We start from the raw sequence: 25,708 nt of genomic DNA on the forward strand, positions 1-25,708 counted from the left end.
TTTTATTGCAAGTTATTTAGCAAAAAGTGTTCCAACTTTGAGTGTTGTTTCTAAATTTTAAAAAATAAATTTTTATTGTTTAAAAACAGGGATATATTTTTGTAATTTTTGAAATGAGTACACTTCAAAACACTTTTGAAACAATGTCCCTTTTATTTTTAGCTACACACTATTCACATTAGTCATTACATGAGGGTGAGTGCTTAAATATCGTAATTACAATCAAGTGAATTGCACAGAAAATGTGCGTAATTTAATCACTTGTATTTAATGTTTATAAAAAATTGAGCTGCTGATGTTGTTGTAACTCATCAAATGAATTAATGCTGTGAAAAAATAGTGCATGATTTTTAAAACGTGCCAATTGCATGTGCATTTCTGCAAAACAATGCTTTAAACTGCGCTGATTTTGTTCTAAATGCATGCATATTTTAGGCAAACTGCTACGTTTTAATAAGCAAAATGGAAATAATGCCTTGCCGTTAATTTCAACAACCGCAACTTCGCATAAAGGATGGCGTTGCATGGCCTGATGTAAGCGTGAAATGACTTTTTTAGGAATATAAGTCACATCACAGGGTACAAATAATACATAGTCAGCTTGTACGTATTGCCATGCACTTTTCATCCCCATCAAAGGCCCATGAAATCCAGCTTCATCATCTTTAAAAAACTGAATGGATGGAATTAAGCGTTCATAAATCGAATGATCGCGATGACTATTGACCCAAACTTGACCAACACGACTTTTTAAATGTTGATGAATTTTGATTAATTGAATTTCATCGTCAAATTTATGTAAGAGTTTATTAATCCCGTTCATGCGTCGGGCTTGACCTCCAGCCAAAATAACTAAGTCCGTTTGCGGGTATGTAACCTGTTTAAATATTTTCTTTTTCATTCTGCATACTCCATCTGACAGGCTTTAATGAGCCCTCGAATTTCTGCTAAACATGAACCACAGTTACCGCCTGCTTTTAAACAAGCTGTGACTTGTTTTTCATGACTAATATTTTTTTCTTTGATGGTTTCGATAATGATATTTTTGCCGACTTTGAAACAGCTGCACACCAAAGGTCCTGCACTGTTACTCATACTCATTGGCTGTCCTGCAAGCAGCGCCTTACGGTGCATGGCGCTTAAACGCTCACGTTTAAACAACCCCGCAATCCAATCGCGATCAGGCAATAAAGCTTGAGGTGCTATATAAAGACTAGCAATAAGCTGGCCATCTTTAAGTACTATGCTATGACTCAAGTGAGCTGTTTGATCTTGTAAATTAAGCCACTCAAAACTTTCATCGGTAAAAGGCAGAAGTTCCTTCAAGTGTTCAACCGTGGCGCTAAATTTTTGACGGTCTGCAAGTTCATAGCGTGTTGCTTTTGCTGTAGTGACTTTAGTCCACCAAATCGTGTTTTGAATGGTAGATTGCACAATGTGTTCAAAGCCCTGACGCACGTACAGCACGCCTTGCCACTGTGTATAGAATGGCTGCACAAAAACAGGTGTATGTTTAAACTCAGGTTCGCCTGAAAGCGCATCAACCACAGGGTTAACCACTTTACCAATTCTCGCATCGGACGCTACCTGATCATTCCAATGAATAGGCGCAAAAACTTGTCCACGGCGTATATTGCTGCTGACTTGCGCACGTAAGATGCACAGTCCCCAATTGGATTTAACTTCAACCAATTCGCCATCTTTAACACCAAACTTCAAGGCATCTTGCGGATGAATTTCACAATACGGCTCTGCACGATGCGTACTTAAGTTTGCCGATAAACCCGTACGGCTCATGGTATGCCATTGGTCGCGAATACGGCCAGTATTTAAAATTAATGGATATTCGCCACAGACCTGATGTACAGGGTTAATTGCGGCTGTCGCCACAAATTTAGCTTTGGCATCTGCATGGCTGAATTGGCCTTGGGCAAACAAACGACTAACAGCATCAACGGCTTGATCAGCTTGCCATACAGGCCACTGAGTCGGTGCAAATTGGTTATAGTCTTCTAAGCTTAATTCAGTTAAACCGTGCAAGTTAAAATAACGGAAATGTTCTGCTGCAGCTCTTTGCCACAAAGGCGCATTTTTATACACAGATAATTTCGCATGTTCAATGAATATTTCATGAGCATTATTAAAGTTAAAACCTGAAAAGCCCATTTTTTTCGCCACTTGCGCGACTGCCCACCAGTCTGCTTTTGCTTCCACTGGTGCATCTAAAAAAGCAGATTGGCGTGAGATACGGCGTTCAGAATTGGTTACTGTGCCGTCTTTTTCACCCCAGCCCAATGCAGGCAGCAACACATCTGCATATTGTGTGGTATCTGTGTCTTTACAAATATCAGAGACAACTACAAATTCACATTGCTCAAGCGCACGTTTGACTTGATCTGCATCTGGCAAACTCACGACAGGATTTGTCGCCATAATCCAAATAGCTTTGATTTTCCCGCTTTCGACAGCTTGAAATAAATCTACTGCTTTTAACCCAGCCTTGTTGGCAATATATGGACTTTGCCAGAACTCTTGCACCAAAGACTGATGCGCTGCGTTATCTAGGTCTAAATGCGCTGCCAGCATATTGGCTAAGCCACCAACTTCACGGCCACCCATGGCATTCGGCTGTCCTGTCATTGAAAACGGCGCTGCGCCTAATTTGCCAATTTTTCCAGTCAGCAAATGACAATTGATAATGCTATTGGCTTTGTCCACACCACGTGAAGACTGATTGACGCCCATAGAAAATAGGCTCATGACCTTTTCTGTTTTGGCAAACTTTTCAAAGAAAATATTTAATTTTTCTAATGAAATACCTGTGCGTTCTGCAACAGCTTCGATAGATGCTTCTGATTCACTTTGCTGCAAAGCCTGAGCTAAACCTTGTGTATGATTCGCTATAAACTCAAGATCGCTATAATTATTTTTAACTAAGTACTGAAGTAAGCCGTTAAACAATGCAACGTCTTGACCAGGTAAAATTGGCAAATGCAAATCTGCAGCTTCACATGTACTGGTAAAACGCGGATCAATCACGACAACAAATAAATCGCGTTCTTCTTTGGCCTTCATTAAGCGCTGATACAGCACAGGATGGCACCAAGCAGTATTTGAACCCACCAAAACAACCATGTCAGTGTGTTCAAAGTCTTCATAGCTTGCTGGCACAAGATCTTCACCAAAAGCACGTTTATGTGCAGCAACTGCAGATGACATACAAAGCCGTGAATTGGTGTCAATATTTGCTGTACCTAAATAGCCTTTTACAAACTTATTGACCGCATAATAATCTTCTGTCAGCAGCTGGCCAGACACATAAAATGCGATGCTATCGCGACCATATTGATCAATATATTGTTGAAATTTATTTGCAATTGCATCAATAGACTCATCCCATGTACGCACTTTACGCTCAGTTTTACGCCCCATCATTGGGTAAAGCACACGAGTTTCTAAGCCGAGCGTATCTGCTAAGTTGCTGCCTTTAATACAGAGCTTGCCATAGTTTGAAGGATGGCTGACATCTCCAATTACGCTAACTTTTTGTCCTAAAGCAGTCTGCTCAACTGTTGTGCTCACGCCGCAGCCTACGCCGCAGTAAGGGCAAGTGGTTTGCGTTGTTTTAATTTTGTTTTCTGTGGAGCTTGGCAGTTCCACCATCGGGATACTATTCACTTCTGCTGGCTCCTAATTTCCAAACTCAATAAATTGGGTGTTACGGCCAATTTTAAAATATGACTAAAATATTAAAATTTAAGATAATATCAATTATCGTGTGGTGGCATGGATGCCACCGTTGGGCGGGGTATAGGATGTACCCTTCGCCCAACAAAGGATTTTTGTCACTTTTGATCCTTCAAAAGTGAAGCAATACCTACGCAAATACAATTTACTTAAAATGAAATTGCGCGGTCGTGACTCTATTATTTGATTAATAATGAATCACCCTGCTTTCTTTAATGCAAAATTCTTACCAAACAATAGTTTGTTCCGGATTGAACTGATTGGTGTTTCATCTGCAATCAATTCTGCATACCAAGTGCCGTCTTCTGTATCACCAAAAAGAACTGCACCAATGACTTTATCTTTTTGAATAATAATGCGTTTATATATTTGACGCTTTTCATCATTCAAAATGATGTCTTCAAAATCATCCTGCGGTTCAAAGTTGCCAGCTGAAAATACGTCACATCCGCTTACTTTTAATTGTGTAGGCACTGTTGGCGCTTTAAAAGTTAAACTGCCATGTTCAGCCAAATGTGATGCACAAATGAAAGCCTGCCCCCAAAGCGGTTCAACCAGACCAAATGTTTGACTGCGGTGTTCAATACATTCCCCAACGGCATATATACTTGGGTCAAAGGTTTGCATAGTGTCATTCACCATTACACCGCGTCCGCAGCGAAGGCCTGCACTTTGTGCCAATGCAATATTTGGACGAATACCAACTGCAAACACAACAAGATCTGCATCTAATACCGTGCCATCCTGCAAACGTAATTGTGTCACATGACCATCTTGCCCAAGCAACTCTTGGGTATTCGCTGCAGTCAAAATACGAATGCCTTTTTGCTCAATCGCTGATTTCAGCATCAGGCTGGCTTTTTCATCCAGCTGACGGTCCATAATACGGTCCATCAAATGCAGTACAGTAACGTTCATGCCACGCTGTTTCAGACCATAAGCTGCTTCTAGCCCTAATAAACCGCCGCCAATCACCACTGCATTTTTCTTGGTTTTGCAGTAGTCGAGCATTTTGTTGACATCATAAATATCACGGAAGCTTAAAACGCCTTTTAAGTCAGTACCCGGTATTGGCGGAATAAACGGTTTAGAACCTGTCGCTAAAATCAGTCGGTCATAATCAATGACTAAACTTTTTTCTGTGTATACCTGCTTACGCGGACGGTCTATGCGTACCGCAGCATCACCTGCAACAAAACGGATGTTTTTACCTTCATACCATGCATGAGGATGCAGCATAATATCTTCAATCGTCTTATCACCGGATAGTACTGGCGAAAGCATAATACGGTTGTAGTTCCCCCATGGCTCTTCACCAATGACCGTAATTTCATACCGATCAGGTGCCATGTCCAGCAAATCTTCTAAGCAGCGCATACCGGCTAAACCATTACCAACCAAAACCAATTTCATCAGCTGGGACGATGGCGCATTATTGGTAATATAGGTTTTTTGAGCAGTTGGGCTGATCAGCACACGGCCATTTTCAATTTTGCTTGGAAAAACCAGTAATTTTTGGTCTTTGTCTTCTAAGCAGCGGCCCGTTGCAAGGCTAAAATGCTGTTTATAAATAGGTGATGCAACTACACGTTCACCTTGCAAGTCGCCAATGATACCGCGCGACATGACATAAGCTTGACTAAACGGGTCTTGATTGCTCAGCGCATAAACTCGCTTTTCAGCACCTACTCGGAAAATCGCAATTTGCTGATCGCCAATTAAAGCACCTACACCTGTATTTGGCGTAATGTCATCTAAGGCACAAACATCAAACCACTCTAGATCATTCATTTCTTTTAAAATTGTCATATTCTTTATCCTTCCTGAACTTTTATTCCAAACCTTAGAAATGGCTGTAAATGAAATAAAAGTTCCAATACCTAAATTTGTCATGCTTCTACAACTGGGATACGGTTTACATCGCGCTCAGATTCTGTTTTTGGGCGAATTTGACCGCGTACAGAAGCAAACTGAATATGCGGGTCTTGCTGTGCCTCAGCCTTAGCATTAATGAAGGTTTTAAAGCGTTTACGTACTTCTGGGTCTTCCACTGCAGTACGCCATTCATCTTGGTAAGTACCAACCACATGGTTCATACGGCGCTCAAGTTCAGAAGCTAAGCCAAGTGAGTCATTCACAACGACATCTTTCAGATAATCCAAGCCACCTTCCATATTGTCACGCCATACCGAAGTACGCTGTAAACGGTCTGCTGTCTGAATGTAGAACATAAAGAAACGGTCGATATACTTAATCAATGTTTGCGTGTCTAAGTCAGAAGCCAGCAATTCTGCATGACGCGGTTTCATACCGCCGTTACCGCAGACATATAAATTCCAGCCTTTTTCTGTCGCAATGACTCCGACATCTTTACTTTGCGCTTCAGCACATTCACGGGTGCAGCCTGATACTGCCATTTTCAATTTATGCGGTGAACGCAGGCCTTTGTAGCGGTTTTCTAGGAAGATCGCCAAACCAACAGAGTCGTCTACGCCATAGCGGCACCAAGTACTGCCGACACAAGATTTCACTGTACGCAATGATTTACCGTATGCATGACCAGACTCAAAACCAGCAGCAATCAATTTTTCCCAAATTTCAGGCAGCTGATGCACTTGTGCACCAAACATATCAACACGCTGACCGCCTGTCAGTTTGGTATATAGACCATATTCTTTCGCAATTTGACCAACAGCAATTAAACCATCAGGAGTAACTTCACCGCCCGCCATACGCGGCACGACTGAATAAGAGCCGTCTTTTTGTATGTTGCCTAGGTAGTAGTCATTACTGTCTTGCAAGCCTGCATGGCTTGGTTTAAGTACAAAGTCATTCCAGCAAGACGCTAAAATATTGGCAGCTGTCGGTTTGCAGATATCACAGCCCAAACCATGACCATGCTGCTGAATTAAATCATCAAAGGTTTTAATTTCATTCACACGTACCAAGTGATACAGCTCTTGGCGAGAGTAAGCAAAATGTTCACAAATATGATTATTTACAGTCACACCTTGACGCTGCAGCTCAGACTTAAGCACTTGCGTCACCAATGGTGCACAGCCGCCACATGCAGTTGCAGCTTTCGTACATTTTTTAAGTGCGCCTAAAGAAGTCGAACCATCCGCAATTGCAGAACAGATATCCGCTTTAGATACGTTGTTGCATGAGCAAATCGTTGCGCTGTCTGGCAGCAGATCTACACCGCTGCCGCCCGCTTTACCTGAAGCTTCTGCAAAGCCCGGCATAATCAGGCTTTCTGGGCTTTCTGGTACATCCAGATCATTCAGCATCATTTGCAAAAGATCGTTATATTCTTTTGCACAGCCCACTAGAACCGCACCTAGCAGTTTAGTTTTTTCAGCATTCACCACAATCTTTTTATAGACTTGCGCCGCTTCGTCTGCATAAAAATAGCTTAAAGCATTTGGTGTCATTGCATGCGCATCACCAACTGATGCAACATCCACACCCATCAGTTTCAACTTGGTGCTCATGTCTGCACCAGCAAATGCGTTACAGCTTTCATCCATAACGTGCTTTGCAGCTATACGCGCCATGTCATAGCCCGGTGCAACTAAGCCATAAATTTTATTCTGCCAAAGCGCACATTCACCAATGGCATAAATGTCTGGGTTTGAGGTTTGGCAATGATCATTAATCACAATACCGCCACGCTCGCCTATGGCTAAACCGCTTTGACGCGCTAATTCATCACGTGGACGAATACCAGCAGAAAATAAAATGATGTCGGTTTCAAGTTCAGAACCATCACCAAACTTCATGACGTGTTTAGCTTCCGCGCCATCTTCAATACAAGACGTTGCTTTTTGGGTGTGTACTTTTACACCTAAATTTTCAATTTTAGTACGCAGTACTTTGCCGCCTAAATCATCAATTTGCACTGCCATTAAACGTGGTGCAAATTCCACAACATGCGTTTCTAAGTTTAAATCACGCAGCGCTTTCGCTGCTTCTAACCCCAACAAACCACCACCAATCACCACACCTGATTTTGCATTCAAGCTTGCAGCACGGATAGCATCTAGGTCGTCAATGGTACGGTACACAAAACAGTTTTCACGTTCATTGCCTGGAATTGGCGGTACAAAAGCGTATGAACCTGTAGCCAGTACTAATTTGTCATAAGAAAGAATATCGCCATGATTCGTCGTCACCGTTTTATTGCGCTGATCAATTTCAACTGCTTTGGTGCTTAGGCGTAAATCTATGCCATATGCATCAGCAAAGTCACTACGGCAAAGGGTTAAGTCTTTTACAGATTTTCCGCTGAAATATTCAGTTAAGTGCACACGGTCGTAAGCTAGACGCGGCTCTTCAGCTAAAATGGTTAATTCAACATCATCACCTGCGTGTTCCAGTACAGATTCAATAAACTTGTGGCCTACCATGCCATGACCAATCATGATGATTTTCATATTCTTTCTCCGCAATATTTTCTTTTGCGCAGCCTAAGCCTCTATACGCTTAGGCTGCTATTTGTATTAGTTTTGAGCTTCAGCTAGATTTCTTTCATTCACAGCTTGTTCAAACAGACGCTGTTCTTTTTCTTTATGCTCTACAGAGAAGCGGATCATCAGCACACAGCTTGCAGCAATAACCACTAGACCGCCCAACACCATAAGCGTGGTTTGAATATCCAGCATGCCTTTAAGCAAGAAACCTGCAGCCACTGCACCTACGTTACCGCCTGCACCGATAATGCCTGCCACACCACCTAAAGCATCACGGTCAATGAATGGCACCAGTGCGTAGGTAGCACCGCAAGCCATGTGGGTGAAGAGTGCGAATACTGTCATTGCAAGAATGGCGAATATTGGTGTGCTCATTTGCGAGAACAGAATTAAAAACAGGCCTTCAAGTAGAATCATGGCAAACAGAACTTTGGTACGGCCATCTAAGCCTTTGGTGGTCGCGACTTTGTCTGAAACAATGCCGCCGAGCGCGCGGGCAAACAGTGCCAACAAACCAAAGATCCCTGCTGCCATGCCGGCTTCTTTTAATCCGAATTGGAAGTTGTCGACGTAATACAGCGCAATAATGTTGTGAATAAAGATTTCAATGCCAAAGCATGCTGCGTAAGCGCCAAATAAAATCCATACGCGATAATTGCGCGCAGCGTGCATAAGAATGGCCACACCGCCTTTTTTATCTGAACCAACAGCAACGCCTTGTTCACGTAGTTCTTTAAAGTCACCTTGTGGGCAGTCTTGGGTAAATTTCCAGTACATTGCACCCACGATCAGCATCATCACACCAGGTACAATCAGTGCAATACGCCAGCCCATCGCTTGCTCTACACCAAACATAACGAGTGCACCAAGCAGTAATGGCATTAAAGCTTGTGTTGCACCACCGCCTGAATTACCCCAGCCTGCGGTTGCCGCATTGGCTGTACCCACCACATTAGGCGCAAACATAATGCTTGTATGGTATTGCGTGATGACAAAGCTTGCGCCGATCGCACCGATTAGCAAGCGGAAGAAAAGAAAAGATTCATAGCTATTCGCAGAAGCAACACCAAAGACTGGGATGCTGCCGACAATTAATAATGCTGTGTAGGTCTTACGCGGGCCATATTTATCACATAAAGGCCCAACGATCAGGCGGACTAAAATCGTGATCGCAACCGCGGCAATATTAATATTGGCAATTTGATCTTTCGTGAGGTGAAATTCGCCTGCAATCACTGGCATCAAAGGCGCACAGGCAAACCATGCAAAGAAGCAAACAAAGAATGCGAGCCAACTCATGTGGAAGGCCCGCATTGCTGATGAAGAAAAATTAAATAGACTTATTTTTGTGGCTTTTTTGGCATTTAAATTTGAAGACATAGCTTCCAACTCCTGAACTGAACGTATACAAGTTGCTGATATGTAGTGACATAGCAGAAACGATCAGAACGGACATCGTTGGCCGTCTTACAAATTTTATTTAAGTCGTCTTTGACTTTCTTGAGTATATGCACTCATCATGCCAAGTTTGGCTTTGTAATTTTAAGTTACTGTTAAATATTAATTTATTTTTAACTATGTGTGTAAGTGTTTTGATAAAACTTAATTACAATATGTAATTTTGCATTTTCCCCCAAATTAACATTTGCTCAAATAGCTTAATCTTGATGCATCATTGCATTATAAAGGTGCAGGCATGTATAAGCTGTGGCATAAAAGCTTTGAAAATTCATATAATTTTCAGTTTGTTCTGACTTTTATCACTTGGCATTTAAATTGCTTGTCTTATTAAATTTCATTTCAGGACGGCCCTGAGTTTTTGCATGCCAAAACTAAAAATAGCACTCATCGATGATGATGTAGAACGTGCATCTTTTATTAAGTCCTCTTTAATCGAACATAGTTTCGAAGTTGTGGCTTGCCTGATGATTGATCATTTGAATACTACAGATCTACAGACCTTACATGCCGATGTCATTCTTTTAGATATGGATCACCCACAGCGTGACATTATTGAAAGTTGCGTAAGTCAGTTTGATTTACCCACTGTGCTTTTTACCAAAAATTCGCATAAGGACACCATTAAAAATGCCATTGAAGCTGGCGTAACTGCTTATATTGTAGATGGCATTGATCCAGTAAAATTAGACAGTATTTTAGAAATTTCAATTGAGCAATTTAAAAAGCATAAAAAACTACTCAAAGATTTAAATGAAACAAAATGCAAATTGGCTGACCGTAAAGACATTGAAAAAGCCAAAGTGATGCTGATGCAAATCCATCACATTGAAGAAGATAAAGCATTTGCTTTGCTCAGAAAAAATGCCATGAGCCAACGTATGACCATGGGTGAAATGGCACGTCGATTAATCGATGCACAGGCCTTACTTCAAACTCAATTTAAGGACTAAAGATCGATCATGAATGATTTAGAAAAAACAGATATTCAGCTCGGCTATATACCTTTACTGGATTGCACTGCAATACTTTGGGCACAGCATCAGGGCTATTTTAGCGAGCAAGGTCTCGAAGTAACTTTGGTTAAAGAAGCATCATGGGCCAGTCTACGTGATCGTATGGCATTTGGCTTATTGGATGTGACACATTGTTTGTCGGCCATGCTTCCTGCAGCTGCAACAGGAGATGATCATTTAGGTATTCCGCTACAAACTTCACTGGTGTTAAGTACAACACGTGCTTTTATTAGTTTAAGTCAGCAGTTGTGTTATGAGTTGAATATCGCATCTACAGACACACCTGCAGATTCTGCCAACAAAATTAGCCAAGCCATTCAGGACGGTAAAAAAATACAATTGGCACATGTATTTAAGCAGTCTATTCATCATTATTGCTTACGTGAATGGCTAGCTCTGGCCAATACTGAATTGGCCCAAAACTATCGCTTAGCGACTTTACCACCGCCGTATATGGTTGAAGCCATTGCCGCACAGTTAGTTGATGGTTTTTGCGTTGGCGAACCGTGGAATATTCAGGCACAGATTCAGGGCTATAGCCAAATTATTGCGGAAAGTCGCCAGATTATTCCCGAAGTTGCCGATAAGGTTCTTGCCACAACACAAGAATGGGCGTTGCAACATCCCAACACACTTATAGCTGTGAAGAAAGCAATACAGAAAGCACAGCACGATTTAACGCATTTAGATCGACTGGACGAGGTATGGAAAATGCTCGAAGCCAGTGAAATTATTCGTTTTAGTTGCTCTGATCATTTGCATGTTGAAAGTTTTTATAAGATTCAAAATATTATTCGTAGCTTTGGTGTGCAAAAAGCACCTCAAGTTGATAATTTTAAATGGATTGTGCAACAAATGTGCAAATGGGAACAATTAGAATTAAGTATGGCAGACATAGAGCAGATTGCTCAGCAGTGCGTGGGTCTAACTAATGCGTAGAACTGTCAAATTCTCAATTCGCCTATGGTTTTTGTCATTATAGAATGCAAATTTCCAAAATTGCTTTCTCATTTTTAGAATTAAATTCGAATAAACCATTCAAAAAACTCAACATGGCACAAAAATCGCTTATGTATCATTAGCCCTGTACAGAGCGTATAGATGATCCTAAGCGATATGCCAAGTGCATGAATTTTGAGACTGATTTTTATGTCGATTACTTTTTCAAGGTTTTCTGAATATTTTATAGCTGTTGCGAAGTCTGGAAGCTTACGAAAAGCAGCAGAACAACTTTTTATCTCCGTTTCAGCAGTACATCGACAAATTGTATTGGCTGAAGAAGAACTAGGCGTCGCATTATTTGAAAGACTGCCACAGGGTTTAAAGCTTACGCTTGCAGGTGAACTACTCTATGCAGACCTACTTAAATGGCAAAAGGAATTTCAATTAACACGGATACGTTTTGATGAAATTCAAGGTTTGAATCGGGGTAATATTCATATTGGTTTTATTTCTGCGCTCAACGACAGTTTTGTATTGGACAGTATCCAAGATTTAACTCAAATGTATCCATGGATTAACATGAACATTTGTATTCACAATAGTGAGGTTATTTCTAAAAAAATTATTGATGCTGAGCTCGATTTTGGCATTATTTTAAACCCACAAAGTCACCATCAATTAGAAATTCTCTCTTTTATTGAAATTCCACTGGGCTATACCCTTTCACCCTCGCACCCATTGGCCACAGCAGAAAAAATTTATTTATCTGATACGCTGAGCGAACGTCATATTATGCCCAGCGAGCCTTTAGTGATTAGTGAATATGTGCATACTTTGTATAAACATCATAAATATACACCCATACAAAAAATTGAATGTAATGATATTCGTATGATGAGTGCTTTAATTAAGCAGAATTTAGGTATTGGCTTAATGTCTTATATGGATGCCTTACCTTTAATTAAAACAGGCGAATTAATCTTTAAACCCCTGCATGAAAAAGGGATTCACCGTTTAACGATTGCACTATGTGTAGCATCAAAGCGTCAAACCACTAAAATATCTAAAATTATGATTAATCAAATGATCGAACAAATCGAAATCATTAAAAATCAGCTCAAGGTTATATAAAATAACGTTTTATTTAACGGATGAACGAATTAAATCCACTTCATAAAAATTTAAAAAAATCATAAAACCAGTATCAAGTACTAGTTTTATGATTCATTTCGGTCAGAGCATCAATCTAAGGGATTACCGACAATATTACTAATAATCCCTTTCATAATGTGCTCACCTTGCTCTTGTTTTAAGTCTTCATACCATTGACGGGTAATGGCTTCGTCTTTCATGTGGGTCACATCACAACGCTTACGTGCACGTAGTACCAATTCATTGGCACGTTCATTTCGTTTATTTTGATAGCGTCTTAAGGCATCTTGTAACCCCAAAGTATTAATTTGCAAGGCACGCGCCAAGTAAATCGCATCTTCCATGGCTTGGCAGCCACCTTGGCCAATGTCTGGCGTCGTACTATGTGCGGCATCCCCCACAATGACCACACGGCCTTTATAAAAATCTGCAAAAGGTTCAATATCGTGAATTTCAACGCGGTTGGTTTTTTGCTCATCCACTGCCTCAATCAGCTTTTGTACGGGCTCACACCAACCTTTAAAATATTCTTTAAACAAGGTTTTATATTGGCTACGGTTATTTTCTAAACCCACTGGCAGTGGCACATCAAAAAAGAAATAGAAACGATTTTCTGCAACGGGCATCAGTGAAACACGTTTACCTTCACCGACAAAAGTTGTCCACTGATCTGCAGCTGCAAATTCTTCTGAAATATTGACCAAACCATTCCAATTAACATAACCGGCATAGCGACGATCAACCTGTGCACCTAATACATAAGCACGAGTAATGGAGTGTGTCCCGTCTGCCCCGACCAATAAATCGCAACTGGTTGTGCTTCCATCTGCAAACTGAATTTTGACGGTGTCGTTGTGCTCGGTAAAAGCCGTCATTTTTTTGGCCAAATGAATATCTTCGCGACCAAATTCATCCATCAGCATATTTTGTAAATCTGCGCGAGACACAGGATATGGACGCTGACCGACTTCTTCAATCAGTGGATACAAGCTGAACTGCGTCATGGTATCGCCACTGAGGCCATCAATATAAGCCAAATAGTCCATTTTACCGCCAAGCTTTTCTACTTGTTCCGTTAAGCCAAGGTAATTTAAACACTTTACACCATTTGACCATAGGGAAATTGCGGCACCAATTGGTAAGATCTGTTCAGCTTGTTCATAAATACTGACTTGATGCCCAAATTTTTTCAGTGCAATGCCTGTGGTTAACCCCGCCATACCTGCACCAATAATTGCAATTTCCATCTATAACTCCCGTATTTATTTCATCATCTGAGTCATAAAAAGCGAAAAGCGTGCCATTTTGCTCAAGTCGGATTGAAAAAAACAAAAGTTGGCACAGGCTGTGCTTCTAAACACCTTGTAAGGCTTGTTTTTATCGAATGTTCAAAATTCATCAAGATGATGCAAGTGTGATGTTTAAAACGATCAAACCTGAATGGATTTTTATAAATGGCAACATTATTCGCCCCTATTTTTGATATTCCTGCACAATTACAAACACTAACTAACTTAGCAGATGCCCGTATTGGTGCAAAAATTATGGAATGTTCCGATGATTTTTTTGCAGAAGCTAAGCGTATGCTTCAATTTGAAGCACCTATATTTGTCGAAGATAAATTTGACGACAATGGCAAATGGATGGATGGTTGGGAAACACGCCGTAAGCGCCACAGTGGTTATGATTGGGCGATTGTGCAATTAGGCGTTGCCGGTCGTATTCAAGCCTTTGATATCGACACAACCTTTTTTACTGGTAATTATCCAGCTTCAGCTTCGGTCGAAGCCTGCTATGCACCAGATGGCGACCTCAGTCAGGCAGAATGGGGGAGTCTTTTAGATAACTCTGTTTTAGGGCCGAGTCAGCATCATGTATTCGCTGCTAAGTCACAGCAGCTATTTAGCCATGTACGTTTAAATATATTTCCAGATGGTGGCGTGGCACGTTTTAAAGCCTATGGCACAGTTGAAGTGCAACTACAAGATGTAGAACAAACGATAGATTTGCTGGCGCTTGAAAATGGCGGTCGCGTCATCGCATATAGCGATGCGCATTTTGGTCACCCACGTAACTTAATCAATCCTGGTCGTGGCATTAATATGGGTGATGGTTGGGAAACAAAACGCCGCCGTGCACCAGGGTTTGACTGGTGCATATTGGCTTTAGGCCAAAGTGGTTCTATTGAAAAAATTGACATTGATACTGCACATTTTAAAGGAAATTATCCTGCGCAAGTTTCAATTCAAGCAGTGTATATCGAAGATGCAACAGATCCACAGCTGATTCCGCAAAGTATGTTCTGGCCTTTCTTGCTGGAAGCGCAAGATATGCAGATGGATCATATCCACACTTTCCTTTCAGAAATTTTAGAGCATGAAAAAATCTCCCATATCCGTGTGAATATGATTCCAGATGGCGGCATTAGTCGTATACGTCTTTGGGGCAAAATTGCGGGATAAAAAGTGATGAGTATGCCTTTTGATCTTCAAACAATTCACATCGAACCACTCACAAAGGCCAACTTTGCCGCTTTTGGTGAAGTCATCCAATGTGCAGAGCAAGATTTCTTCCATATCAATAATGCACATACAGAGCGCTATCATGCGATTGCTGTGACCCAAACAGACCAAGCTCAATCGGGCATTAGTATTTTTCGTAATATCAAATCTACGGTATTACCTTGTACAATCTGCATGTTAGAGCGCCATCCCTTAGGGTCTCAGGCTTTTATTCCTATGCATGGACAGATTTTTTTAATTGTTGTGGCCCCTGCTTTAGATGCCAACCAACCAGATCTAAGTCAGTTGCGTGCGTTTATCAGTAATGGTGAGCAAGGGGTCAATTATCATGCAGGTACATGGCATCATCCTCTTCTGACGCTTGAAGCACCCAGTCAGTTTGTGGTGATTGACCGTATTGGTACAGGGCAGAATTGTGATGTGATTCAATTTGCTACTCCAATTCAGCTCTGTACTACTTAAGGCATGCTGTTTTAAAATTTATTTGTCATCTAAAACAAGCACTTTAGTGCTTGTTTTTTTTATCTCAACTATTTGTGTTGTTTAAAATATCAGTCTATCGTTCCACGGCATCAACAGTGCATATTCTAAAGTGCCTACCCAATTTTAGAACTCATAAAAAGCCCACAAAATGTGGGCTGTATTAAAGTGTTCGTTATGAATCTAGCGTATGACTACTTTAATGTGGTGTTTTCACCAATGTTTTAGACACATTCACAGTCGCTTTGGGTTTAAACAGACTGAGGTGGTTAAACACAATGTTCAGTAAAATTGCCATTACGCAAGTAGAGCTGATCCCTGAATGAAATAATGTTTGCACCCATTTTGGAAAATTTGCATAGAAAGAATGATCAATAATTGGAATCATCCCTGCTGCAATTGCGGTCGCGACAATAATCAAATTCTTTTGTTCATTGTAGTCAATTTTAGCTAAGGTACGAATACCGCTGGCCGCCACTGTGCCAAACAGCACTAGACCTGCACCGCCTAATACAGGGACAGGAATGGCTGCAATAAGGCGCCCCATAATAGGTAATATCCCAAGTACAACAAGAATTAGGCCTCCTGCTGCTACAACGAAACGGCTTTTTACTCCAGTAATAGCTACCAAGCCAACATTTTGTGCAAATGCGCTTTGCATAAATGACCCAAAGATTGGTGCGGCAGCACTCGACAACATATCTGCACGTAAACCATTGGTAATACGTTCAGCATCAACTTTAGTATCTACAATTTCACCTACAGCAATAATATCTGCTGTGGTTTCAGTCATGATCACCAAAGTAACAATCAGCATGGCAATAATTGCGCTGATTTCAAAGGTTGGCATGCCGAAAGCAAAGAAACTTGGAAACTGAATCCAACTGTCGCTTGCAACTTTAGAAAAGTCCCCAAAGCCAAGTACATAAGCTAAAACTGTCCCTAAGATAATCGCCAGTAAAATAGATAAGCGACGAATAGTCGCATTACGCGTTAAATTCAGCGCAATTACGATCGCTAAAGTTAAAAACGCTAAGCTAATGTTTTCTGCACTTCCCCATTCAGGCGCTTTGTTGTTGCCGCCCATCATCCAACGTACGGCAACGGGTAATAAAGACAGGCCAATGACGGTAATTACACAACCAGTCACAATAGGCGGGAAAAAACGGATAATTTTTGAAAAATACGGCGCTAAAAAGAAACCGATAAGTGAAGCGACAATCACTGCGCCATAAACTGCAGAAAGTCCACCACCCGTTGTCACAATCGCAATCATGGTGGCAACGCCCGCAAATGATACGCCTTGTACCAAAGGAAGCTGTGCGCCAATGTATTTCACGCCTATGGTTTGCAGTATGGTCGCCAAGCCGCCGACAAACAGCGCAGCTGCAATCAATAAGCCGATTTGTGCCGCTTCTAAGCCCGCTGCAGTACCAATAATCAATGGTGGCGCAATAATACCTCCATACATGGTCAGCACATGCTGTAAACCGTATGCCAGGCTTTTGCCTGCACCTAAATATTCATGTTCTGGTGAAATGCTTTTTTCGTGTTCTGTCATTGTTATATTCCCCTATATTTTTCAACATTTATTTTCAATTGAAGCGCTTAACTGCCACGGTAAGTTGAATACGCAAATGGGCTGATCAGCAAAGGAATATGAAAATGCTGTGAGGCATCTTGTACATCAAAATGAATGACCACTTTTGGAAAAAAGGTCTGCAGTCCTAAAGCTTGAAAATAGGTTGCTGTAGAAAACTCTAAGCTGTAAGTGCCGGCGCTGAATTCAGTCAGGCCAAAGTCGGTAACCCGTCCATCAGCATTGGTGAATGCAGCGCCTAAGAGCTGCCCAGCGCCATTAAAAAGTTCAATTTTTACATTGGCTGCCGGCTTGCCCAAACTGGTATCTAAAATGTGGGAACTGATCATGCGTTAAGCTCCTGCGTTAATCTTAATAAGGCAATTTCAGTCAGCTGCTGATGCACAATGCGTTTCTCTGTATCTGGATCATTCAGCAGCCGATAACGCAGTGTCTGCAATACATCTTCACTGTTTAGGCCCGAAGCTTTAATTAAAAAAATGTAGCCGTATTTTTTTTCGTAGGCGGTGTTGCCTGCCAAAAGTGCTTCCTGTGTTGCGTCATCACTGGTAATGCTAGCCTGCTCACGCTTAGAAAAATCCTGTTCTTGATCGCTTAAAGTGGCCTGTGCCTGTTTTTCACCTATACGCGGATGATTGTCTAAAGCGCTCTTAATTTCAGACCACTGCCAAGTTTTTGTCTGTTGTTTTGCCTGTATCAACAGGTCTTCAACAGATGCATAAGGTCGCTGCGCTGTTAGTTCACTGACCCAGCTTTTAATTTGCACACAGTGCTTTAAAAAAGATTTTGCATCCGATTCAGATGCTTGATTAAATTCAGCAAGTTGCACTGTTAAATCGCCTAAAAATTGAATATTTGTTCAAATTTTTATTTTGCAATATCAATGCCAAATCAGTTAAAAAATGAAATTTTGCTTTTTTGAAGCAAAAAAAATAGGAGCTAAACTCCTATTTTTTTTAAATACTTATGATTAATTTTGGCGATGTGTTTTCTGCCAATGCAAAGCAATATCCCCGCGTTTGCAAATCCACACTTTTTCGTGAGACTGTACATAATCTAAGAACCGTTGCAGTGCCTTAAAGCGCCCTGGCCGCCCTAAAAGACGGCAATGCATGCCAATCGACATCATTTTTGGCGCAGTTTCACCTTCGGCATACAGCACATCAAAACTGTCTTTTAAATATTGATAGAAATGCTCACCCGTGTTGAAACCGCCCGCTGAGCTGAACTTCATATCATTGCACTCTAATGTATACGGTATGATCAAATGGGGGCGGCTTTGCCCTGCACTGTCCGTTAAGGTGCTCCAAAATGGCAGGTCATCGCCATAGTGGTCGCAATCATATTGAATTTGCGGAAACTCAGCCAATAGCTGACGGGTATTTGGGCTGTCACGTCCGGTGTACCAGCCAATCGGCGCTTTACCGAACAGCGCTTCCAGCACACTTATCGCCTGATCCATGTGCTGACGCTCAATCTCAATCGGCAGGTTTTGATAGTGTAGCCAGCGCTGCCCATGCGACACCACATCATAATTGGCTTCCTTAATCGCTTGTACCACATGGGGATTACGCGCTAGCGCCATGCCAACACCAAAGATGGTCATGGGTAGCTGACGCTTTTGAAATTCTTCGTGAATACGCCAAAATCCAACTCTTGAACCATACTCATACATTGAATCCATCGACATGTGCTTCGCTGGAAAGCTTGCTGCACCAACAATTTCAGATAAAAACTGTTCTGAACCGGCATCGCCATGTTCAACGTGATTTTCGCCGCCTTCTTCATAATTTAAAACAAACTGCACAGCAATGCGGGCTTGATCTGGCCACAGTGCATGGGGCGGTTTGCCATGATAGCCAATTAAGTCTCTGGAATAGTCCTGCTGCTGAATTTCATCAATGAGCGCTTGTCCGCGCAAATAAGGTGCTGACACTGGTATTTCCTAATTATCTATATCAAACAGTAAAAAATATTTCACTGAGTGCTAGCAATTAGTGCGCCAAGAATCCAATTTGCGTGATATGCATGCATTTTTTTAATCAGCAGCCTCAAAATGAGCGTTTATTATGCATCAGAAAATTTTATGCCTCAAAATAAACCAAAGCATCTGCAGCACTATTGCGTTTCAGCGCCAATAGTTTTGCTGTAAAACTGTATTCAGCCTTTAGAAAAAACTGATCTGTTCTAAATTTTCTTCGACAATTTCCAGCCATGCCCGCACAGCCGGCGTCATTGGAACGGTTCTGTTCCATGCCATGCTTAAAGTCCAGTTAATATGCGGCTCTTGTAAAATACTATAATTAAACTTTTCAGCACTGAGCTGTTCGCAGTACTTTTCTGGCAGCAAAGCAATGCCGACATCAGAATCTACCAGTTTGCTGATAAAGTCCCATTGACTGCTTTTACACACCACTTTGGGTTCAAAGCCCACATCATTGGCCGCCTGCAGAATAATTTGATTCAGCCTGAACGTATCATTAAACAGTAAAAAAGATTCTTCTTTCAGTTCAATTAATGACACGGTTTTCCGTTTGCCCCAGCCGGACTGCTTGCGTGACAGCAGGCACATCGGTGAATCCACAATTGGAATACCGCTTAATGCAGGTTTGAGATGGCCTAAAATAATCCCGACATCTACTTTTCTGGCCAATATAGCCGTTTCAATACTGGTTGCGCCGACTTCAAAAAAACTCAGTTCAATATTGGGATACAGCTTATGAAATTTTGCAATTAATCGGCTGAACATAGATGAGCCTATCGGCGGCAAACCGATGCTTAATGAGCCTTGTTTCAGCTGCTGGATGCTGGCAACAGAGGCATACATTTGCCGCTGCTGTTCCAGCATCGACAGCGCATGTTTATAGATTTGTTCACCAATGGCCGTTAAAGCGACATCACGTTTACGCCCAGCCTGCCCCTTGTGAAATAAAGATCCGCCGATTTCTTCTTCTAAGGCATCAATGATTTTACTGACTGTCGGCTGGCTGACAAACGATTCATCGGCAGCTTTTGAGAAACTTTGCAGCTGCACAATATTCACAAAAACATTCAGGCTTTTCATGTCCATAATTAATTATTCAAAATATGCATAATTATTTTTCAATTATTCATAATTTGCCTATCTGGTCAATTTTAAAATAGCCCTCAGTTGTTTAGTACAGTCTGATCTCTATGTTTAATTTAGCTAAAATTCAGCAAGCTTCTATTATTGCGCTGCAGCTGGGGCTGCTGACTGCGATTTGGTGGCTTGGTGCATGTATTCAGCAGTGGTTGAATTTACCCGTCTCAGGCGGCGTGATTGGATTGCTGCTGGTTTTGGCGGCCTTGCTGTCGGGTGTAATGAAGCTGGATTGGATTAAAGCAGGTTCCAGCTTTATTTTGGGCGAACTGGTGCTGCTATTTATTCCTTGCGTTGTCGGCATTATGAAATATAAAGACTTATTTATCAGTCAAGGCTGGCAACTCGTTTTGAGTGTTGTCATTGGTACCATCATTGTAATGACCATTACTGCGCTCACTGTTGCATGGGGCTTTAAGATGGAAGCTGCTTGGTCGAACAAACGCAGTGCTTTAAAAACACAGCTACAACAAGGGAAATAAGGTTGATCACATGAATACTGTTTCAATTATTTGCCTTTTTGCCACCATTGCAGGCTACTTATTGGGTAAAAAGTTTTATAAAAAATACCCACTGATTATTTTTGCACCTGGCATTTTTGTCCCTACGATTATTATCATTGTATTGGTGATGAGTGGCGTGAGTTATGAAACCTATATGCTGGATGCGAAATGGTTGATCTGGATGCTCGGCCCTGCAACGGTGGCCTTTGCACTGCCCATTTATGAATACCGAAAGCTAATTCAAAAGCATGCCTTTGCAATTTGTTTAGGCATTATTGTGGGTATGCTGGCGGGCATTGTGAGTTCTTTTTATTTGGCCAAATTATTCCAGTTTGATGCTGCCACATCTTATAGTTTAATGGCGCGCTCAATTTCAACGCCATTCGCGATGGAGCTGACCTCAAATATCGGTGGCTCAGTCGAATTGGTAATCGTATTCACCATGATTACCGGCACTGCTGGTGTGATGCTGGGTGATATGATTTTGGCAGCGCTAAAACTGAAATCACACTTTGCGCAAGGCGCATCTTTAGGAAATTCTGCGCATGGCTTTGGCACCAGTCACGCCTTTTCCCGTCATGCTGAAGAAGGTGTAGCAGCTTGTTTAACTATGGTGCTCGCTGGGGTATTTATGGTGCTGGCAGGGCCATTTTTAATCCGCTGGACAGTAACTTTGCTCTAAGCAAAGATAATCAATTTTCACTTAAAAACTGTAGCATTTTATTTATATGTTGCAGTTTTTTTTAGTGATTATTTTTTTCAATATGTCTGTCCTTAAGTTAATCCACATCTTCTAAGCGCTTATTAGCCCAGCCCTCTGCAATTCAGCGTATACTGTTTGATTAAATTTCATATTTTTTGCGCATAGCGCAGCCTTGAGCAAGCAATTTCTAAAAATCTAGCTACCCTCATCGGTTTTAGTGCCATTTTGCAATGGTCTTCGATTGTCGGTCTGTTAAAAACAGTTAGTTTCAGTATTGGCCCAGACCTTGCCGTCACGTTTATGTACACGTTCAGTACTGTCATTTTGCTTTTGCTATTTCGTATTCCAAAACTGAAAGACATTCCGCGTGGCTATTTAATTTCTGCAACGTTGCTCTTTCTGATCTATGAACTGTGTTTTTCTTATGCGATTGCCTTAGCGCAAACAGCGCAACAAGCCATAGAAGTCAGTCTGGTCAATTATTTGTGGCCAAGTTTAACCATTGCCGCATTAATTGCCTTTAAGGAATTGAAATTCAATATTTTTGTAATGCTTGGCTTAGCAATCAGTCTCGGCGGTATTGTCGTTATGCAGGCGGGTGCGGGTGATTTTTCATGGGTTGCGGTTATTCAAAACGTGCAGACTAATCCTGCGAGTTATATTTTAGCGTTTATCGGCGCCAGCTTATGGTCTATTTATTGTGTTATTACCAAAAAATACAGCCAAGGCCACAATCCAATTGCGTTATTTTTCTTGGCTATTTCTATTGTGCTATGGCTAAAAATGTTCTTATTTCATGATTTTCAAGGGATTCCAGAGATTCATTTATCTACGGGTATTTGCATGCTACTGGTTTCAATTGTCACGGCATTGGGCTATGCCGCGTGGAATATCGGCATTATTAAAGGCAATATCACTTTATTGGTAACCCTTTCATATTTTAGTCCGCTGTTTTCTTCCCTGCTGTCTATGCTGATTTTAGATACCGTACTGTCCAATGAATTTTGGCATGGCGCCATATTGGTCACAGCTGGGTCATTTGTCTGCTGGATTTCAACAAATTGGGCAGATCTAAAACGAAAACTTAACTTTAAATCTAAAGCATTTAAAATTTAAGATATAAAAAAACAGCCATGATTTCATGGCTGTTTTTTTATGATTGTGCATAGCAAGATATGCATCGCACTTCAAAATTTTACTTAATAAGTCACGCGTTTGTATTCTCGATATTCTGGTGTCCAGAAATTTGCTTCAATTTTTTCACGAATCGTTTCTTCACTAACCCGTGGCGCAACACCATCATCCATAGCGGCAAGTGCAACACGCAACGCGATTATTTTAGAAATTTCTTGCAACTGATCTAAGCTTGGCAGTAAGTCTGCTGTTGGGTCTTGTAACTTTGGTGAGCATTCAGCCAAAGCATTACTGGTTGCCATGAGCATATTATCTGTAACCCGCTTAGCACGTGAGGCAATCACGCCAAGACCAATACCAGGGAAAATATAGGAATTATTACACTGAGAAATATTAAATATTTGATCATGATAATTCACTGGTGCAAATGGACTGCCTGTAGCAATCAGTGCGCGCCCTTCAGACCATTGAATTACATCAGACGGAACTGCTTCTACCTGAGAAGTTGGGTTTGAAAGCGGAAATACAATTGGATTTTCACAATTGGCTGCCATTGTTTCAATAATTTCTTTAGTAAATAAGCCAGCTTGCCCAGACACCCCAATGAGCACGGTAGGTTTTGCATGTCGCACAACATCGAGCAAAGAAATCACATCGTCAGCTTGCGCCCAATGAGCAATGTGTTCAGGTTGCTGCGCCAATTTACGCTGGAAATTCAATAAATTTGGCTGATTTTCTGTAATAAGACCAAAACGGTCTACCATAAATACGTGCTGGCGAGCTTCAGCATCATTCAAGCCCTCTGCACGCATTTGTGCAACAATTTGTTCTGCAATACCACAGCCTGCCGAACCTGCACCTAAAAATGCGATGGTTTGATCTTTCAATTTTTTATTTGATGCATGTGATGCTGCGATTAAACTTCCGACAGATACTGCTGCAGTGCCTTGAATATCATCATTAAAACAACAGATTTTATTTCGATATTTTTCCAATAAAGGCATCGCATTTTTTTGTGCAAAGTCTTCAAACTGAATTAATGCTTCAGGCCAACGCTGTTGAAACGCATGAATGACCTTATCTACAAATTCGTAATATTCATCACCACTAATGCGCGGATGACGTAGGCCCATATACAATGGATCATTCAGCAATTGTTCATTATTGGTGCCCACATCGAGCGTGATTGGTAAGGTATAAGCTGGGCTAATGCCACCACAAGCTGTATATAAAGACAACTTTCCAATAGGAATACCCATCCCACCAATGCCTTGATCGCCTAAGCCTAAAATGCGTTCACCATCTGTAATTACAATGACTTTTACATTTTTTCGATTTACGTTATGCAAAATTTGATCAACATGTTCACTGTCTGGATATGAAATAAAAACCCCGCGATGACGGCGGTAAATATCCGAGAAATGTTGGCAGGCATCGCCTACTGTTGGTGTATAAATGATCGGCATCATTTCTGTTAAATGATTTTCAATCAGATGATAAAACAGCGTTTCATTGGTATCTTGAATGTTACGCAAGTAAATGTGTTTATTGATTGGGTCGCTAAAAGAACTGTATTGTTGATATGAGCGTTGGCTTTGTTCTTCAATATTTTCAATTACATGTGGCATAAGGCCATGTAAGTTAAATGCTTCACGTTCTTGCTCTGAAAAAGCTGAACCTTTATTAAGAAGAGGTAACTCAAGCAAAGTATTTCCAGCGTATGGAATATATAAAGGACGTTTGTTTCGATCTACACTAGACATTAAAAAAGCTCTTTTGAATCAACTTTAACAACTGGGTCAAAGTATCGCGGTTTTATCGTTTATTTGTATAGGATAGCTTAAAATAAGCGAACTTAGTCATTCATTAAATAAATACCTATTTGTCATTAATTTAACCGTCGAATAACGGTAATATTTTATTCTTCTATACCATTTATATTGGCCAAAGGTCTTTCATATCCTTAAAATAATGGGTTTTATGCTTTTTTATGCATACGATTTATAGTTATGAAAAAAATAACAATATATACCTTATTGTTATGTTTTGAATATAAACAATACAGCAAAATTTTTGTCATAAATGTAGAACTATCTGTTTTAGCTATTATTATTTCTTGATAACAAGTTGTTAACTCACTCAAATACCACTCCAAGCTCAATAGTATAAGTTAGTGTTTAAGCTCAATATTTTAAAATATGAATGCCTACATTCCGCTACAATGTGTATAAATTTTGCAGAAGCCTTACACATATATATGTGTAATATTCATATTTAATCCCACTTTATTTTAGAAAATTAGGACTGTACTAATTGCCCTAGCATATATTTACACTCTTCGATTGAAGGCTTTAAATTCTCTAGCTTGGGCAAATAGCCATCTTCAAGGAATGTATGAGGTTTTAATGATGATAAAAAAAATAGCCACTCTTCTTGGTTTATCTGCAATTTCAGCAATGACTTTGGCAGCCGATCCGCTCCATGGTACTAAATGGAAAACCATTGATGATCAAACCAAAAAGCCACTCTCTATTGTAGAGTTCCGCGAAGCACCAAATGGGGCACTTACAGCTAAAATTGTAGATGTGTTCACCCCAGGTGAGGCTGAAAGTTGTGCAAAATGTGTAGGGAAATTTCACAACAAACCCTTGAAAGGGGTTCAAATCGTTTCTGATTTAAAAAATACCGGTAAGAATAGCTATGATGGCGGTAAAATTACTGACCCTAAAAATGGTAAAACATATAGCTTTAATGCCAAACTTTCAAATGATGGCCAAACATTAAATGGCCGTGGTTATATTGGTGTTTCTGCGCTAGGGCGTAGCCAAACTTGGGTTCGTGCGAATTAATCCTTCAGC

General features: G+C 40.9%; 21 protein-coding genes. 9 read left to right on the top strand and 12 right to left on the bottom strand.

Translation table 11 applies throughout. From position 1 onward, the window contains the following. Positions 1-274 precede the first annotated feature (274 nt). The 5 genes from DYI81_RS08840 to DYI81_RS08860 all read right to left on the bottom strand — a co-directional run bounded on the left by DYI81_RS08840 (position 275) and on the right by DYI81_RS08860 (position 9,599). Positions 275-901 (bottom strand): NTP transferase domain-containing protein, encoded by a 627-nt coding sequence (locus DYI81_RS08840; RefSeq protein ID WP_106984343.1) that lies wholly within the window; start codon positions 899-901, stop codon positions 275-277. Next, positions 898-3,678: a nitrate reductase gene (locus DYI81_RS08845; protein WP_117007341.1), complete on the bottom strand. Its 2,781-nt coding sequence runs from the start codon at positions 3,676-3,678 to the stop codon at positions 898-900. Before DYI81_RS08845 ends, DYI81_RS08840 begins: the two co-directional genes overlap by 4 nt. Positions 3,679-3,945: 267 nt before the next feature. Further along, positions 3,946-5,556 (bottom strand): nitrite reductase small subunit NirD, encoded by a 1,611-nt coding sequence (nirD, locus tag DYI81_RS08850; protein WP_117007342.1) that lies wholly within the window; start codon positions 5,554-5,556, stop codon positions 3,946-3,948. An 80-nt stretch (positions 5,557-5,636) separates the two neighbouring features. Then, positions 5,637-8,183: a nitrite reductase large subunit NirB gene (gene nirB, locus DYI81_RS08855; protein ID WP_117007343.1), complete on the bottom strand. Its 2,547-nt coding sequence runs from the start codon at positions 8,181-8,183 to the stop codon at positions 5,637-5,639. A 66-nt stretch (positions 8,184-8,249) separates the two neighbouring features. Continuing rightward, on the bottom strand, positions 8,250-9,599 hold the full coding sequence (locus DYI81_RS08860) for an MFS transporter (protein ID WP_117007344.1): 1,350 nt from the start codon (positions 9,597-9,599) through the stop codon (positions 8,250-8,252). A gap of 443 nt (positions 9,600-10,042) precedes the next feature. Here DYI81_RS08860 and DYI81_RS08865 point away from each other — a divergent pair, with 443 nt between their 5' ends. From DYI81_RS08865 to DYI81_RS08875, 3 genes are all read left to right on the top strand, one after another. Further along, on the top strand, positions 10,043-10,630 hold the full coding sequence (locus tag DYI81_RS08865) for an ANTAR domain-containing protein (RefSeq protein ID WP_106984347.1): 588 nt from the start codon (positions 10,043-10,045) through the stop codon (positions 10,628-10,630). Between the two features lie 9 nt (positions 10,631-10,639). Beyond that, a complete protein-coding gene (locus DYI81_RS08870) occupies positions 10,640-11,632 on the top strand; it encodes an ABC transporter substrate-binding protein (protein ID WP_117007345.1) in 993 nt (330 codons plus the stop codon). Positions 11,633-11,842: 210 nt separating this feature from the next. Beyond that, a complete protein-coding gene (locus DYI81_RS08875; RefSeq protein ID WP_117007346.1) occupies positions 11,843-12,766 on the top strand; it encodes a LysR family transcriptional regulator in 924 nt (307 codons plus the stop codon). A 110-nt stretch (positions 12,767-12,876) separates the two neighbouring features. Here the strand turns inward: DYI81_RS08875 and hpxO are convergent, their stop codons facing one another. After that, a complete protein-coding gene (gene hpxO / locus DYI81_RS08880; RefSeq protein WP_106984350.1) occupies positions 12,877-14,034 on the bottom strand; it encodes an FAD-dependent urate hydroxylase HpxO in 1,158 nt (385 codons plus the stop codon). A 207-nt stretch (positions 14,035-14,241) separates the two neighbouring features. Between hpxO and alc the strand changes: the two genes are divergently transcribed. Next, positions 14,242-15,249, top strand: coding sequence for an allantoicase (gene alc / locus DYI81_RS08885; RefSeq protein WP_117007347.1), 1,008 nt, complete (start codon positions 14,242-14,244; stop codon positions 15,247-15,249). A gap of 6 nt (positions 15,250-15,255) precedes the next feature. Next, positions 15,256-15,771 (top strand): ureidoglycolate lyase, encoded by a 516-nt coding sequence (locus tag DYI81_RS08890; protein WP_228198696.1) that lies wholly within the window; start codon positions 15,256-15,258, stop codon positions 15,769-15,771. A gap of 217 nt (positions 15,772-15,988) precedes the next feature. Here DYI81_RS08890 and DYI81_RS08895 read toward each other — a convergent pair whose 3' ends face one another. The 5 genes from DYI81_RS08895 to DYI81_RS08915 form a co-directional block, all read right to left on the bottom strand. Continuing rightward, positions 15,989-17,350 (bottom strand): nucleobase:cation symporter-2 family protein, encoded by a 1,362-nt coding sequence (locus DYI81_RS08895; RefSeq protein ID WP_117007349.1) that lies wholly within the window; start codon positions 17,348-17,350, stop codon positions 15,989-15,991. Between the two features lie 47 nt (positions 17,351-17,397). After that, positions 17,398-17,718, bottom strand: coding sequence for a hydroxyisourate hydrolase (gene uraH, locus DYI81_RS08900; protein ID WP_117007350.1), 321 nt, complete (start codon positions 17,716-17,718; stop codon positions 17,398-17,400). Continuing rightward, complete coding sequence (gene uraD, locus DYI81_RS08905; RefSeq protein ID WP_117007351.1) at positions 17,715-18,218, bottom strand: 2-oxo-4-hydroxy-4-carboxy-5-ureidoimidazoline decarboxylase; 504 nt, start codon at positions 18,216-18,218, stop codon at positions 17,715-17,717. The genes uraH and uraD overlap by 4 nt, the downstream gene beginning before the upstream one ends. A 141-nt stretch (positions 18,219-18,359) precedes the next feature. After that, positions 18,360-19,325, bottom strand: a complete 966-nt coding sequence (gene puuE, locus DYI81_RS08910) for an allantoinase PuuE (RefSeq protein WP_117007352.1) — start codon at positions 19,323-19,325, stop codon at positions 18,360-18,362. Between the two features lie 231 nt (positions 19,326-19,556). Further along, positions 19,557-20,459 (bottom strand): LysR family transcriptional regulator, encoded by a 903-nt coding sequence (locus DYI81_RS08915; protein ID WP_106984357.1) that lies wholly within the window; start codon positions 20,457-20,459, stop codon positions 19,557-19,559. Positions 20,460-20,563: 104 nt separating this feature from the next. On the opposite strand from DYI81_RS08915, the gene DYI81_RS08920 reads away from it, so the two are divergent. The 3 genes from DYI81_RS08920 (at position 20,564) to yddG (ending at position 22,832) form a co-directional block, all read left to right on the top strand. Further along, positions 20,564-20,992, top strand: a complete 429-nt coding sequence (locus DYI81_RS08920; protein ID WP_117007353.1) for a CidA/LrgA family protein — start codon at positions 20,564-20,566, stop codon at positions 20,990-20,992. A 10-nt stretch (positions 20,993-21,002) separates the two neighbouring features. Further along, a complete protein-coding gene (locus tag DYI81_RS08925) occupies positions 21,003-21,695 on the top strand; it encodes an LrgB family protein (protein ID WP_117007354.1) in 693 nt (230 codons plus the stop codon). Between the two features lie 204 nt (positions 21,696-21,899). Further along, positions 21,900-22,832, top strand: coding sequence for an aromatic amino acid DMT transporter YddG (gene yddG, locus DYI81_RS08930; RefSeq protein ID WP_117007355.1), 933 nt, complete (start codon positions 21,900-21,902; stop codon positions 22,830-22,832). Positions 22,833-22,915: 83 nt separating this feature from the next. On the opposite strand, the gene DYI81_RS08935 is transcribed toward yddG, so the two are convergent. Next, positions 22,916-24,613, bottom strand: coding sequence for an NAD-dependent malic enzyme (locus DYI81_RS08935; RefSeq protein ID WP_117007356.1), 1,698 nt, complete (start codon positions 24,611-24,613; stop codon positions 22,916-22,918). A gap of 648 nt (positions 24,614-25,261) precedes the next feature. On the opposite strand from DYI81_RS08935, the gene DYI81_RS08940 reads away from it, so the two are divergent. After that, entirely contained in the window at positions 25,262-25,699 is a 438-nt protein-coding gene (locus DYI81_RS08940) for a DUF2147 domain-containing protein (protein WP_106984432.1), read from the top strand. Positions 25,700-25,708 lie beyond the last annotated feature (9 nt).

The sequence above is a fragment of the Acinetobacter sp. SWAC5 genome (genome assembly GCF_003419885.1).
Taxonomy (GTDB): domain Bacteria; phylum Pseudomonadota; class Gammaproteobacteria; order Pseudomonadales; family Moraxellaceae; genus Acinetobacter; species Acinetobacter cumulans.

Excerpts from the sequence above, each read along its gene's own strand:
- DYI81_RS08840 (WP_106984343.1), bottom strand. The coding sequence starts at position 901 with ATGAAAAAGAAAATATTTAAACAGGTTACATACCCGCAAACGGACTTA.
- nirD (WP_117007342.1), bottom strand. The coding sequence starts at position 5,556 with ATGACAATTTTAAAAGAAATGAATGATCTAGAGTGGTTTGATGTTTGT.
- nirB (WP_117007343.1), bottom strand. The coding sequence starts at position 8,183 with ATGAAAATCATCATGATTGGTCATGGCATGGTAGGCCACAAGTTTATT.
- DYI81_RS08860 (WP_117007344.1), bottom strand. The coding sequence starts at position 9,599 with ATGTCTTCAAATTTAAATGCCAAAAAAGCCACAAAAATAAGTCTATTT.
- DYI81_RS08865 (WP_106984347.1), top strand. The coding sequence starts at position 10,043 with ATGCCAAAACTAAAAATAGCACTCATCGATGATGATGTAGAACGTGCA.
- DYI81_RS08870 (WP_117007345.1), top strand. The coding sequence starts at position 10,640 with ATGAATGATTTAGAAAAAACAGATATTCAGCTCGGCTATATACCTTTA.
- DYI81_RS08875 (WP_117007346.1), top strand. The coding sequence starts at position 11,843 with ATGTCGATTACTTTTTCAAGGTTTTCTGAATATTTTATAGCTGTTGCG.
- hpxO (WP_106984350.1), bottom strand. The coding sequence starts at position 14,034 with ATGGAAATTGCAATTATTGGTGCAGGTATGGCGGGGTTAACCACAGGC.
- alc (WP_117007347.1), top strand. The coding sequence starts at position 14,242 with ATGGCAACATTATTCGCCCCTATTTTTGATATTCCTGCACAATTACAA.
- DYI81_RS08890 (WP_228198696.1), top strand. The coding sequence starts at position 15,256 with ATGAGTATGCCTTTTGATCTTCAAACAATTCACATCGAACCACTCACA.
- DYI81_RS08895 (WP_117007349.1), bottom strand. The coding sequence starts at position 17,350 with ATGACAGAACACGAAAAAAGCATTTCACCAGAACATGAATATTTAGGT.
- uraH (WP_117007350.1), bottom strand. The coding sequence starts at position 17,718 with ATGATCAGTTCCCACATTTTAGATACCAGTTTGGGCAAGCCGGCAGCC.
- DYI81_RS08915 (WP_106984357.1), bottom strand. The coding sequence starts at position 20,459 with ATGGACATGAAAAGCCTGAATGTTTTTGTGAATATTGTGCAGCTGCAA.
- DYI81_RS08920 (WP_117007353.1), top strand. The coding sequence starts at position 20,564 with ATGTTTAATTTAGCTAAAATTCAGCAAGCTTCTATTATTGCGCTGCAG.
- DYI81_RS08925 (WP_117007354.1), top strand. The coding sequence starts at position 21,003 with ATGAATACTGTTTCAATTATTTGCCTTTTTGCCACCATTGCAGGCTAC.
- DYI81_RS08935 (WP_117007356.1), bottom strand. The coding sequence starts at position 24,613 with ATGTCTAGTGTAGATCGAAACAAACGTCCTTTATATATTCCATACGCT.